This is a genomic window from Perlucidibaca aquatica (genome assembly GCF_001676655.1).
GTDB lineage: Bacteria > Pseudomonadota > Gammaproteobacteria > Pseudomonadales > Moraxellaceae > Perlucidibaca > Perlucidibaca aquatica.
The window spans coordinates 668,326-680,911 of sequence record NZ_LZDB01000002.1; the positions used below are offsets into that span (position 1 = coordinate 668,326).

Here is a 12,586-nt window from a genome sequence, read left to right on the forward strand (position 1 = left end):
TAGGCATGACCACTTCAGGCATGACCAATCGTGCCCAAACGGCGGCCACCCTGACAGCTACCCTGGCGCCCATAGGTAACATCCTGATCAATTTTTAAAATCAACAGCTCCAGTGACTGCTTTAGTGCCAGCTGTTGCTTCGCTAAGCATTGCTCATGCGTGGCATTCAGTTGCTGACAGGCAGCGAGCTCTGCTCGCAAGGACTGCCAAACCGGCATCAGGTCAGTTCCCAAGGTTGCGGGGCTGTTCAAGTCTTTGCCATGCGCTTGAATGACGCTAGTGAGTTGCGCGTGAGCCACTTCCAAGTCGCGCACTAGGCGGACTTTCTCTTCTTGAATTGGCCATAAGCCTTGTGGAGGCCAATGCGCTAGCACGGATGCCTCCTGCTCTAAACACGCTTTGAATTGCGCGACGAGGTTTTGAATGGGGCTAATGGCCTTGAGAATCATGAGATCAACGGGCGACATGTTATGACTCCGGTAGCGAGTGATTCAAACTAGGCGCTTTCCATCGCGATAAAGGCACGCGCAACGGCCTTTGCATCAATCGTAAATTCACCGCGTGAAATGGCATCTTTAATGTCACGTACGCGTGACATATCCACGTCTGGGCTCGCTTTAGCTAGGCTCTGTGCGCGCTCCGTCAGCGTGGGTAATACGTCTTTGTTTGCGTTCGACGAGGTGCTCGTTTCAGCCTTAAACGGTGACGGGGACTCACTGCTGCGCGATTCAATGCGGCGAATGACATTCGACGACGCACCATCCACTTTGTTCAGCATGGCTGAAACTCCTTAAAACAAGATGCTATGGATTGATATCGGCACGTATTCGGCAAACTTTAGAAAATATTTCCAGTATTCAGGGCTAATTGGCTCGAACCAATTCCACATCGGAGGCACTGACAATCACGGCATCAATGATCCGCCCGGTACTGTTGTTTCTAACGCGAATGCGTTGGCCTATGCCGCCGTTGTCCAGCGCCTCAACGACGGCCCGAATTTGGATGCTGCCCTGATCGGCCGTGAGGGTGAGCGATCGGCCACGCTCCACAATTGTTTTCGCGCGCAAGACGTTTTCACAAAGTACCGTTCCCGAGGCCAAGGTCATTTTCGCTTCGTAGGCCGTGAGTGTGTCTTTATCAAAGGCGGCGCAGGGCAGGCTGGCGACATCTCGGCGCTGCCGTTGCCAATGTGCGGCATTGAAGGGTGTTGCCGCCATGATGGTTCGATTAGCAACCCAGACCCACTGTTGCCGACTCAGGCTCATCGGTAGAAATAAGCGCCAGCCCGGCTTGTCGCTACATGACACAGCAACATGAACTTTCTGCTGGGAGTTTTGGCCTGGCGCAATAGTGAAACTTAAGGGTTGTGTACAGGCGGCGAGTTTCACTCTGGGGTCGAGTTCGCCGGCGCGCACCATCGCGGGCTCTTCACCTGAATGAGCCATCTGCGCCAATAGCCATTGTTCTGCTTGTAGGCGCAGTGCCGCCACGTTTTGCACAGAAGCAGACGCGGCACTCACGTTTTGGCCAAGCAAAAATGCCGTCAGGGCTAGCGCCAATCCTGCGCGATATGTCCAAGGAGCGTGATGCATAGCGTCAGATTTCCGACAGCCTGTTAGGCGATACCAGACACTACGCAAAGCCTGTGCCAGCTCCCCGCCAGAAATCTGGCAGTCCCGACAAAGCCTTGTCGTTGCACGCAAAAATCGAGTTCAAACTTTAGATAAGCAATTGAAATATTTAGCTAAATAAAACTGGCACATGCCTTGCTTTGATCGCTTACGACGGTGTTATCGGCAGCGCATCGAGAAACTTTAGGCGGACCAGATTATGGCCATCACATTCGATAAAGCATTAGGCATTCATGAGCAGGCCCTTATGTTGAGGACCCAGCGTAATGAAATTTTGGCGACCAATATCGCTAACGCCGACACGCCTAACTATAAGGCCAGAGATATTGATTTCGCTGCCGCGATGGAGCGTGCTCGTCCAGGGTCTGGGACTCAGTCCGTGACACTGCAGGCCACACACAGTGGCCATATCGGTGTAGATGGTCAAAGCCAACTATCTCCACTGGGGGCACAACTTCAGTACCGCACACCTCACCAACCCAGCCTGGATGGCAATACGGTTGAAATGCATATCGAGCAATCGGCCTATGCCGATAACGCGTTGCGGTATCAGGCCTCGCTGCAGTTCCTCGGTAGCAAATTTTCCAGTCTGAAAAATGTCATTACGGGAGGTCGCTAATCATGGCCAGTATTTTAGACATTGCCGGTTCTGCCATGAATGCTCAGATGCTGCGGCTCAACACCACGGCCAGTAATTTGGCTAATGCCAATACGGTCAGCTCCACCGAGCAAGGGGCATACCGTGCAAAGCAGACGGTATTTGCCACGGTCATGGAGACCTCCAATGCATTGTCGGCTAGTCCTGCAGGTAATCCTGTCGGGGGCGTCAATGTGCCGGAAATTGTGGAAAGCCAGGCGCCCGTTCCCAAGCGCTATGAGCCGGGTAACCCGATGGCGGATGCCGACGGCTATGTCTATGCCTCGAACGTGAATGAGGTGGAAGAGATGGCCAACATGATCTCGGCCTCACGCAGCTATCAAAGCAATGCCGAAATTTTTAATACCACCAAAACCTTGATGCTGCGCACCTTGCAGCTCGGCCAATAAGCAGGAGTTGAGGTCATGGATATTGCAACCTATCTTGGTAATAGCACTAGCGCTGCTTCTGGTGTGGCGCCAACAGGCACTGCACCTGCGCGTAAAAAGGATTTAGGTGCGCTGAATCAAGAAGACTTTATGCAGCTCATGTTGCAGCAGCTGAAGTCGCAGGACCCGTTCAAGCCCACTGATAACACTCAGTTCATCGCGCAAATGGCTCAGCTCAGCAGCGTGACGGGCATTAGTGAAATGAAAAACTCGTTGGTGGACGTGGTGGACTCATTGCGTAGCTCACAAGTGCTTAGCGCCTCGAACTTGCTAGGACGTGACGTCTTGGTCAGTAAGGACACCTTCAGCCTGAGTGCTGCAGCGCCCAGTGTTATGGGTCAAATTGAGTTAGCCAAGCCCTCGCAGCAGGTAGACATCGAAATCCGTAATGCGGCTGGAGAGGTCGTGCGTCGTATGCAATCTGGCGCACAAGCTGCCGGGCCATTGCAGTTTGCTTGGGATGGCAAAGATGACAGCGGCGCAACCGTAGCGGCTGGAGACTACAAGATTCAAGCCACTGCCATGACCAATGGTCAGCGCTTGGCCATTGAAATGCAGATGCGAGCACCCGTAACGGGCGTGAGCTTACCGACCGGGGGGCAAGGCCCGCAGTTGCAAGTGCAAGGCCTCGGCACACTTAAATTATCTGATGTGAAAGAAGTGGGCTAAGCCCACATACCGTCTAATTTCGGAGAAATACCATGAGCTTTCGTATCGCACTCAGTGGCTTGAACTCAGCAGCCACCCACTTAGATGTCACTGCCCACAACATTGCCAACGTCAACACGGCCGGCTTTAAGTCCTCGCGCGCGTTGTTTTCGGATGTGTTTGCTACCGCCAGTAATGATCTGTCGGCCACGGCGACCGGGGCAGGTGTGCAGGTGGCCTCGATTCAGCAAAAATTTGGTCAAGGTAATGTGGATTTCACCAACAACAACCTCGATATGGCCATCAGTGGCGAAGGCTTCTTTGTCATGAAAGGGCGTGAGGGCACGGTGTATAGCCGAGCCGGAGCTTTTAGCGTGGATCGCGAAGGCTTTGTGGTGAATAACGATTTGCAACGTCTACAAGTATTCCCGGTCTCTGAAACCGGAGAATTCGCTACGGGTGCCCTCAGTGATGTGCGTTTGCTCACCACCGAAAGTCCCCCCAAGGCCACCAATAAAATTGAAGTGGGTGTGAACTTGCCCGCTAACGCGCCTCAACCTGCGGGTGTCTTTAGCAGTGCTAACCCCAGCACCTATAACCATGCCACCTCCATGACGGTGTATGACTCGCTGGGCACGCCACACACCAGCACGATCTATTTCATCAAAGAGCCCGCTGCCAATACCTGGACTCAGCGTCTGTTTGTGGATGGCAATGAGCGCGGCTCACCCCAGCAGCTCACCTTTGATTCAGCCACGGGCAAATTGGCGACCCCTGCCGGTGGGGCATTACCCACGGTAACGGTGACGGGAGCTCAACTCGGTACCGGATCTGCCGATTTGGCATTGGATTTCAATTACAACGGCTCCACTCAGTATGGCCAAGGGTTTGGTGTGAATAGCCTGTTCCAAGACGGCTACACCACGGGGCGTATGACGGGCGTGGAAGTGGATAAAACCGGTGTGGTATCGGCCCGATTCACCAATGGTCAGCTGAAATTGCTGGGTCAGGTGGCCTTGGCCATTTTCTCTAATCCGAATGGTTTGCAGCAGCTCGGTGAAACCTCGTGGGCAGAGACGTTCACATCGGGTGGCCCGCGTTTAGGCCAAGGCGGAAGTTCTAACTTTGGTCTGTTGCAGGCCGGTGCCTTGGAGTCGTCAAACGTGGACTTAACCGAGCAGCTGGTAGAAATGATCACGGCCCAACGCAACTTCCAAGCCAATGCCCAGATGATTTCCACCGCCGACCAGGTCACGCAAACCATCATCAACATGCGTTGATGAGGGGGCCGTAGCAGGAGGGTAGAACCATGGACCATATGCTTTATGTCGGCATGACCGGTGCGCGCGCCATGCAGTTAGCGCAAGCCACTAACGCCAACAATTTAGCCAATGCCAGTACCTCCGGTTTTCGCGCCGACTTTCATCAGCTGATGGCAGAGGCGGTGACAGGCCCCGGCTTAGCCACTCGCGTGAATGCCGTGGCCGGTGAGCGTGCCAGCCAATTGCAAGCGGGCCCCATTCAGCAGACCGGTCGCGAGTTAGATGTCGCGATCACGGGTGAGGGCTGGCTGGCCGTGCAGGATGGCCAAGGAAAAGAGGCGTATAGCCGTCGCGGGGACTTACAAATCACGGTGACGGGGCAGCTGCTAAACGGTGCCGGGCAGCCGGTTTTAGGTGAAAACGGCCCCGTCTCCATTCCGCCTCACAGCAGCCTCACCATTGGCCGGGATGGTTCTGTTTCGGTGATTCCATTGGGGCAGGGGGCGGACACGCTCGCCGTGGTGGATCGCATCAAGTTAGTCACCCTTGATCAATCGCAGGTCATCAAAGGCAACGACGGCTTAATGCGCCAACAAGACGATAAGCCGGGTGAAGTGTCGGCAGCCATTGGTCTGCAGTCCGGCAGTTTGGAAGGCTCCAACGTGAATACGGTTGATGCCATGGTGAACATGATCAGCCTGTCTCGCTCTTACGAGATGCAAGTGAAGATGATGCAAACCGCAAAAGATATGGCCGATACCGGCACGCGCTTAATGCGTCTGGAATAACTCTGAGGATGTCACTATGAACGCAGCACTTTGGGTCGCCAAGACCGGCCTCGATGCCCAGCAAACCCGTATGCAGGTGGTCAGCCATAACTTGGCCAACGCCAACACCACAGGCTTTAAGAAAGATCGTGCGGTCTTCGAAGATTTGCTCTACCAGAATGTTCGCCAGGCCGGTGGCCAAGAAACACAACAGACGCGTCTACCCACGGGCCTGCATTTAGGTACGGGTGTGCGCGTTGTGGCCACAGAGAAAATTCATGCCCAAGGCACGGTGTCGCAAACCGGTAATAGCCTAGATGTCGCCATTGATGGTCGCGGCTTTTTTCAAGTGCGTCAGGCCGATGGCACCGCTGCCTATACCCGTGATGGCAATTTCGAAGTGGATAGTCAGGGCCAGCTAGTCACGGCCAGCGGCAATATTGTGGAGCCCGGCATCACCATTCCCCAAGGCACCCAGTCCATCACCATTGGTAGCGATGGCACGGTGACCGCACAGCTTCCTGGACAGGCCACGCCCGCGCAGATCGGCAGCTTGCAGCTCACCGACTTTGTCAACGCTGCGGGTCTCATGCCTAAGGGTGAAAACCTCTATGTTGAAACGGCTGCCAGCGGCACACCGCAAACCGGTACGCCCGGACTCAATGGTATCGGTAGCTTGGCGCAGGGCGCGCTGGAAGGCTCGAATGTGAATGTGGTGGAAGAGCTGGTGAATATGATTGAGACCCAGCGTGCTTACGAAATGAATTCGAAAGCCATCTCCGCCAGCGATCAAATGCTGCAATACCTGAATAACAATGTTTAAGCCCGAGGGTCTAACCATGCCAAGTTTTAGCGTGCTACGCGGGCTGGTGCTATGCCTCAGCATGACCTTGTTGGCGTGTCAGCATAATGGGCTCATTAAGCCCGGTGATAAGGCTTGGCAGGCTACGCCACCGGTATTAGTGAATCCTGCGGCCGCCACGCCGGGTGCGATTTTTCAGGCCGGGCGGGGTGCCAATTTGTTTGTGGATCATCGCGCCAATCAAGTCGGCGATGTTGTCACCATTAACTTGGTGGAAAAGACCGATGCCAGTAAGCAGTCCACTACCACCACGGCGAAGGATAGCAGTGTAGCTATTCCCACCGGCAACCTCTTGGGCGGCCCCGTGACCTTCAAAGGTCGTGACTTACTCGACACGTCGATCAGTTCAAATCAGGACTTCAAAGGCCAAGGCGCTAGCAGTCAAAGCAATCGCCTCAGTGGCAGCATTACCGTGACCGTGGCTGAAGTGTTGGCTAATGGCAACCTGCGTGTTCAGGGCGAAAAATGGGTCACGATTAATCAAGGCGAAGAATTTATTCGTGTGGCCGGCACCATTCGCCCGGTAGATGTGGGGCCCGATAACAGTGTGCCGTCGTGGAAAGTGGCCGATGCGCGCATTACCTATAGCGGCAAGGGCATGCTCAATGATGCCAATGCCATGGGCTGGCTAGGTCGGTTATTCCAATCTGTTTTAGCGCCATTGTGAGGACATGACCATGACACCGTTTAAGCATTTGCTCTGGGTCACCGTGCTGACCCTAAGTCCGCTCATGGCGCAGGCGGAACGTATCAAAGATTTGGTGTCGATTACCGGTGTGCGCGAAAACCAACTCGTCGGTTATGGCCTCGTTGTGGGTTTGCCCGGTACAGGCGATCAAACCAGTCAGGCGCCATTCACGATTCAAAGCATTCGCAACATGTTGGCGCGCTTTGGCATCAAGGTGCCTGATAACGTCAATCCGCAGTTAAAGAACGTGGCGGCTGTGACGGTTCACGCCATGTTGCCCGCGTTTGCCAAGCCCGGCCAAAGCATTGATGTCACTGTTTCTTCTATTGGTAATGCCGGTAGTTTGCGTGGCGGCAGTCTGCTCATGGCCCCGCTTACCGGGGCTGATGGTCAAGTCTATGCCATGGCTCAGGGTAGCTTGCTGGTCGGTGGCTTAGCGGCCTCGGGTCAGGATGGTTCGCGGATTACCGTGAATGTACCCAGCGCTGGGCGCATTCCAAATGGCGCGACAGTGGAGCGACAGGCGCCGGGTCAAATTGCCAGTAACGGTGTTATCCAGCTCAATTTAAAAAACTCGGACTTCACCACTGCGCATCGTCTGGTGGAGGCTATTAATGGTCAGTTTGGTGAGGGTGTGGCAAGGGCAGTTGATGCCACCTCCATAGCCGTTACGGGGCCGCTAGATAGCGACAAACAAATCACGTTTCTCTCTTTGCTAGAAAACCTGCAAGTGAAGCCGGCCGAGGCCTCCGCCAAAGTCGTCGTGAACTCACGCACAGGCACCATTGTCATTGGCGGCACGGTAAGAACCTTGCCAGCCGCCGTTACCCATGGCTCGCTCACTGTCACGATCAGTGAAAAGCCGGAAGTCAGTCAGCCCGGGCCCTTCTCCAAAGGCGAGACTACGGTCGTGCCCCGGTCCGAGATTGCCGTTGAGCAAGCCACCCCTCGCATGTTCAAGCTCGACACAGGCAACACGCTGGATGATGTGGTGCGAGCCATCAATGCCGTGGGCGCATCACCTTCAGACTTGGTCGCCATTTTAGAAGCGCTCAGCCAGGCCGGCGCCTTACGCGCTGAGCTCATCGTGATCTGACCATGCCTATCTAATCATGGCGATCTAATCATGGCGATTTCAAACTCAACACCTGAAGTTATGTTTCATGACCCGCAGGCCTTACAGGGCCTTAAGCGTGAGGCCAATGCTGACCCAGCAAAAGCCTTGCTACCGGTCGCCAAACAGTTTGAATCGGTCTACCTGCAAATGATGTTGAAAAGCATGCGCGCAGCCGTACCGGAAAGCGGCTTGTTTAGTGACGAAGCAGGCAAAACCTATCGGGATATGTTCGATAACCAACTCTCGGTAAACCTTGCTGAGCAAGGTGGCATAGGCCTTGCAAAAGTTATGGTGAAGCAACTCACGCCCGCGCCGCAAAGCGCACAAACACTGGCGTTGCAGTTGTCCCTGCGTCAAGCCGCCGTGAATACGCCGACCACGACAGGGCCCGTCGAACAGTAAAGCGTCAAGAAACCGTCAGGTGGCTTTGATGCGCAGAGGTGGTCAATGGCAGACATGATGGGTACCGCGCTTTCCGCGCTCACCACGTATCAACGGGCGTTGTCCACGACCAGTCACAACATTGCCAATGCCAACACCGAGGGCTATAGCCGCCAGCGCGTTGACATGAGCACGCGAGTGGTCAATCAAGCGGGATCGGGTGCCATTGGCTCAGGCGTGCAAGTGTCTTCCCTGCGTCGTGTCTTTGACTCGTTTGTTATCGATCAGGTGCGAAGCAATACCGCCGGCCTTGCCCGAGAAGAAACCTTTTCCGGCTTAGCCACGCGTGTTGAGTCCGTGGTGTCTGACCCAACCACCGGCATCAATGCCGCCATGTCGCGTTTTTTTAATGCTGTACAGGATGTTGCAACAGATCCTTCGTCCTTGGCCGCTCGCCGTGTATTGCTGGGCGAAGGTGAGGCCGTTACCGCCCGCGTTCGCGACATTGATAGCCAACTTGAACGCGTCGATTTAGAAGTGAACCAACGCTTACGAAGCTCGGTAGATGAAATTAATGGCTTTGCTAAACGTATCTCCGATTTAAACAAAGCCATTAGTGAGGCAACGGGGGCTAACCCCGGCATGCCGCCTAACGATCTCTTGGATGCGCGCGATCAAGCTTTAATCGGACTGAATAAGTTGGTCAAGGTCAGCACCGTTAGCCAATCGGATGGCGCGCTCAATGTGTTTATTGGTAATGGCCAGTCGCTGGTGTTGTCCAATATTCCGCAAATGCTGACCGTGTCCGCAAATCGCTTTGACCCCAGCCGCCCTGATGTGACGCTGCCCAGCGGCGGTGTTATTACCGACGCACTTGAAGGTGGGAGCTTGGGCGGTCTCATTGCCTTTCGAGAGGAAGTGCTGGCGCCAGTGCGCAGTCAGGTGGGCTTGCTGGCGTTGGGTTTGGCCAGCCAAATCAACACCATTCAACAAGGCGGACGTGACTTGAGTGGCGCCATGGGTCAGGCATTTTTTACCGTGCCGCCCGTGGTCGTGCAAAACAGTGGTTTGAACGCAGGTTCGGCGTCCGTTACCGCCAGTATTTCCCAGGTGAGCCAACTGACCGGTGACAACTACAGTGTGGTCGCCGATGGTGCGGGCGGATTCATCCTGTTTACCCAGCCCGGCAACACGCCCGTGAGTGCGGCTGCAGTGGGCCTGAATATTAGTCTCAGTGGCACAGCAGTAGCCGGCGACACCTTTCTCATTAAACCCACGGGCGGTGTGGCGGCTGGTCTGCGACTCAACCTAACGGCATCGAGTCAGGTCGCAGCAGCAAGTGCCTCCGGCACATTTGGTGTGGGTGACAATCGCAATGCCTTGCTGATGGCAGCAGCGGAAAACCAACGCGTCTTTTTCGGGGGCACAACTAGCATCGCCGATGGCATGCAAAACCTGATCAGCGAAGTGGCCTCTACCGTGCGCTCCAGTGAGGTGAGTATGGCCTCACAAAGCCTATTACTCGAACAGTCGATGTCGCGTCGCGACTCCATCTCTGGCGTGAACTTAGATGAGGAGGCCGCCAACCTCATGCGTTTTCAGCAGGCCTACCAAGCGGCAGCTCAAGTGGCCTCGGTAGCGAACTCCGTCTTTCAAACCATGATCGACACCTTCAGGCGCTAAGGGAGATTCATCATGCGTATTGCCTCCTCACAGTGGTTTCGCCAAAGCATGAGTAGCTTGTTGGAACAGCAAGCGGCTGCGGCGAAAACGCAGCAGCAATTAGCGTCGGGTAAACGACTGTTAAAACCCTCTGATGATCCGGTGGCCGCTACGCGTGCCGTGGATGTGACTCGTGCAGTGGAAAAACTGGCTCAATACGAGCGCAACGGTGTGCAAAGTGAGAACCGTCTGCGTCTGCAAGAAACGGCGGTGGGCGGTAGCCTCGATGTGCTGCAACGCGTGCGCGAGCTAAGCGTGCAGGCCAATAACGGCACGCAAAGTAATGACACCCGTGGCGCCATTGCCGCAGAGGTTGAGCAATTACGTGATGCCTTGCTGCAACAAGTGAACATGAAAGACGGTACGGGCAAATATCTCTTTGGCGGCTTTGGTGAAGACAAGCCACCCTATATGAGCTTCGCCGGTAAAGCCTTTCCCGTATTAGAAAATGCTGCCGGTTTGCGCGTGCCTGGTTTATTAGATGGCAGTGGTCAGCTAGTGCCGGCCACCTTAGTCGCGGGCGAAGTGGTGGTAGATGCCAGCTTGAATCCCGCAGACTTTACGCCATCAGCAAATGGTCAGCGCCAGGTCGATATTGGCCCTTCAGCGACGCTGGCTGATGTGGATCCCGCCCTCTCGGTATATCAGCAGGGTACAGGCAGTGGCCGCCGTGATGTCTTAGCGGATGTGCAGGCTTTAGCCGAGGGTCTACGCAAGCCAATCGTGTCGGATAGCACCTTTCCTGTGCCGACGGGCTCGCTTACGCAAACTCAGTTTGCCTCACTCATGTCTGATGGGCTAAGTCGCCTAGACAGTCATATCGGGCATCTTTCTGACGTGCGTACGGGTATCGGTACGCGCCTTAATCAACTCGATGTGCAAACCAATATTCGTGCGGAATCGAGCCTGCAGTTACAGACGACCTTGTCGTCATTGCAGGACGTGGATTACGCCGATGCGATTGCGCGATTAAACCAACAGCTCACCGGTATTCAAGCCGCCCAGCAGGTGTTTACGAAAGTGCAGGGCTTGTCTTTGTTCAATTATTTGTAACCAAACGGCACGCCGGGAGGCTCCGTGTCAGCGATTGCAGTGATTTGTTGAGACCGTGTTAAAGCCCCTAAAGAAGTGCCCGGGGCTAACGATAAACAGGGTGTTAGCGAGATGAAGCCACTCCGGCAGAGACCGCTACCGCCTAGTCAATAAAGACCTTCGGAGAAACATCATGGCTCTGTCCATCAACACCAACGTGGCCTCCCTGAATGCTCAGCGCAATGTCGCCAAGTCACAGGAAGGTCTAGCAACTTCGCTGCAGCGCCTGTCGACCGGCCTGCGTATCAATAGCGCCAAGGATGACTCGGCTGGTCTCGCCATCAGCGAGCGTTTCAGCAGCCAGATCCGTGGCCTCAACCAGGCAGCCCGTAACGCCAACGACGGTATCTCGCTGGTGCAAACCGCTGAAGGTGCGTTGACCGAAGTTGGCAGCAACCTGCAGCGTATCCGTGAGCTGGCAGTTCAGGCCTCTAACGGCACCAACACACAAGCCGACCGTGATGCACTGAATTCGGAAGTGACTCAGCTGAAATCGGAAATTCAGCGTGTGTCCGAACAAACCAACTTCAACGGCACCAAGCTGCTTGATGGTTCGTTCTCGGGTGTCGCCTTCCAAGTGGGTGCTAATGCCGGTGAAACCATCACCATCGCCAGCATTGCCAACACACAGGTGGCAACACTTGGCGGCACCATCAACCGTTTCAGTGCCTCAGTGTCGGCATCGGCAATTACCAGCTTCGCTACCGCGATTCCAGCCGGTGGTCTGACCATCAACGGTACCGATGTAGGTGCCATTGCTGCGGCAGGCAACTCGCAAGAGCGTGCAGGCCAAATCACGGAAGCGATCAACCGTGTTTCGTCCACAACGGGTGTCGGTGCATCGTATGACGCGACCTCCGGTCAGGTGACATTGACCAGCTCTGCTGCAGTCACCGTGGGTGGTGCGAGTGGTACGGTGGCCATCGCAGGCTTCGCCGCCGGCTCAGTGGGTACATCGACTCCAGCCGTGGGTGTGAACTCGGTCAACGTGTCCAGCTTCACCGGCGCACAAGACGCGATCGCCATGATGGACGCGGCCTTGAAGTCGGTGAACACCTCGCGCGGTAACTTGGGTGCCATCCAAAACCGCTTCTCGTCCACCATTGCCAACTTGCAGACCACCTCGGAAAACCTGTCGGCATCGCGTGGTCGAATTGTGGATGCGGACTTTGCGGCGGAAACGGCCAACCTGTCTAAGGGTCAGATCCTTCAGCAGGCAGGTACCGCGATGCTGTCGCAGGCTAACTCCTTGCCTCAGGGCGTGTTGGGTCTGCTGCGTTAAGCACAGCAAGTGGAGTGAGCTTAGGCTCACTCCATCCGTTCCTGGCTG

15 protein-coding genes are annotated in these 12,586 nt (G+C 55.3%); 12 read left to right on the forward strand and 3 right to left on the reverse strand.

Features of this window, described 5'->3' with window-relative positions:
* Positions 1 to 14 precede the first annotated feature (14 nt).
* The 3 genes from flgN to flgA all read right to left on the reverse strand — a co-directional run bounded on the left by flgN (position 15) and on the right by flgA (position 1,592).
* A complete protein-coding gene (gene flgN / locus A8710_RS06815; protein ID WP_068858999.1) occupies positions 15 to 467 on the reverse strand; it encodes a flagellar export chaperone FlgN in 453 nt (150 codons plus the stop codon).
* 29 nt (positions 468 to 496) lie between these two features.
* Complete coding sequence (gene flgM / locus A8710_RS06820) at positions 497 to 778, reverse strand: flagellar biosynthesis anti-sigma factor FlgM (RefSeq protein ID WP_068859002.1); 282 nt, start codon at positions 776 to 778, stop codon at positions 497 to 499.
* An 85-nt stretch (positions 779 to 863) separates the two neighbouring features.
* Complete coding sequence (gene flgA / locus A8710_RS06825; RefSeq protein ID WP_068859005.1) at positions 864 to 1,592, reverse strand: flagellar basal body P-ring formation chaperone FlgA; 729 nt, start codon at positions 1,590 to 1,592, stop codon at positions 864 to 866.
* 238 nt (positions 1,593 to 1,830) lie between these two features.
* Here flgA and flgB point away from each other — a divergent pair, with 238 nt between their 5' ends.
* The 12 genes from flgB (at position 1,831) to A8710_RS12520 (ending at position 12,538) form a co-directional block, all read left to right on the forward strand.
* Positions 1,831 to 2,250: a flagellar basal body rod protein FlgB gene (gene flgB, locus A8710_RS06830; RefSeq protein ID WP_068859008.1), complete on the forward strand. Its 420-nt coding sequence runs from the start codon at positions 1,831 to 1,833 to the stop codon at positions 2,248 to 2,250.
* Positions 2,251 to 2,252: 2 nt separating this feature from the next.
* The gene (gene flgC, locus A8710_RS06835) at positions 2,253 to 2,678 is read left to right on the forward strand and encodes a flagellar basal body rod protein FlgC (RefSeq protein WP_068859010.1); all 426 of its coding nucleotides are present in this window, start codon (positions 2,253 to 2,255) and stop codon (positions 2,676 to 2,678) included.
* A gap of 15 nt (positions 2,679 to 2,693) precedes the next feature.
* Positions 2,694 to 3,386 (forward strand): flagellar hook assembly protein FlgD, encoded by a 693-nt coding sequence (locus A8710_RS06840; protein ID WP_068859013.1) that lies wholly within the window; start codon positions 2,694 to 2,696, stop codon positions 3,384 to 3,386.
* A 32-nt stretch (positions 3,387 to 3,418) separates the two neighbouring features.
* Complete coding sequence (gene flgE / locus A8710_RS06845) at positions 3,419 to 4,645, forward strand: flagellar hook protein FlgE (RefSeq protein WP_068859016.1); 1,227 nt, start codon at positions 3,419 to 3,421, stop codon at positions 4,643 to 4,645.
* 29 nt (positions 4,646 to 4,674) lie between these two features.
* Positions 4,675 to 5,415, forward strand: a complete 741-nt coding sequence (locus A8710_RS06850) for a flagellar basal body rod protein FlgF (RefSeq protein ID WP_068859019.1) — start codon at positions 4,675 to 4,677, stop codon at positions 5,413 to 5,415.
* Positions 5,416 to 5,431: 16 nt separating this feature from the next.
* Positions 5,432 to 6,217, forward strand: a complete 786-nt coding sequence (gene flgG / locus A8710_RS06855; protein WP_068859022.1) for a flagellar basal-body rod protein FlgG — start codon at positions 5,432 to 5,434, stop codon at positions 6,215 to 6,217.
* A gap of 16 nt (positions 6,218 to 6,233) precedes the next feature.
* On the forward strand, positions 6,234 to 6,923 hold the full coding sequence (flgH, locus tag A8710_RS06860) for a flagellar basal body L-ring protein FlgH (protein ID WP_068860657.1): 690 nt from the start codon (positions 6,234 to 6,236) through the stop codon (positions 6,921 to 6,923).
* A gap of 10 nt (positions 6,924 to 6,933) precedes the next feature.
* Entirely contained in the window at positions 6,934 to 8,040 is a 1,107-nt protein-coding gene (locus A8710_RS06865; protein ID WP_068859025.1) for a flagellar basal body P-ring protein FlgI, read from the forward strand.
* A 30-nt stretch (positions 8,041 to 8,070) separates the two neighbouring features.
* Positions 8,071 to 8,463: a rod-binding protein gene (locus tag A8710_RS06870; RefSeq protein ID WP_082968708.1), complete on the forward strand. Its 393-nt coding sequence runs from the start codon at positions 8,071 to 8,073 to the stop codon at positions 8,461 to 8,463.
* Between the two features lie 45 nt (positions 8,464 to 8,508).
* Entirely contained in the window at positions 8,509 to 10,125 is a 1,617-nt protein-coding gene (gene flgK / locus A8710_RS06875) for a flagellar hook-associated protein FlgK (protein ID WP_068859031.1), read from the forward strand.
* A 12-nt stretch (positions 10,126 to 10,137) separates the two neighbouring features.
* The gene (flgL, locus tag A8710_RS06880; protein WP_068859033.1) at positions 10,138 to 11,217 is read left to right on the forward strand and encodes a flagellar hook-associated protein FlgL; all 1,080 of its coding nucleotides are present in this window, start codon (positions 10,138 to 10,140) and stop codon (positions 11,215 to 11,217) included.
* A 172-nt stretch (positions 11,218 to 11,389) separates the two neighbouring features.
* Positions 11,390 to 12,538: a flagellin gene (locus A8710_RS12520; protein ID WP_068859036.1), complete on the forward strand. Its 1,149-nt coding sequence runs from the start codon at positions 11,390 to 11,392 to the stop codon at positions 12,536 to 12,538.
* The last annotated feature ends 48 nt before the right edge of the window (positions 12,539 to 12,586 follow it).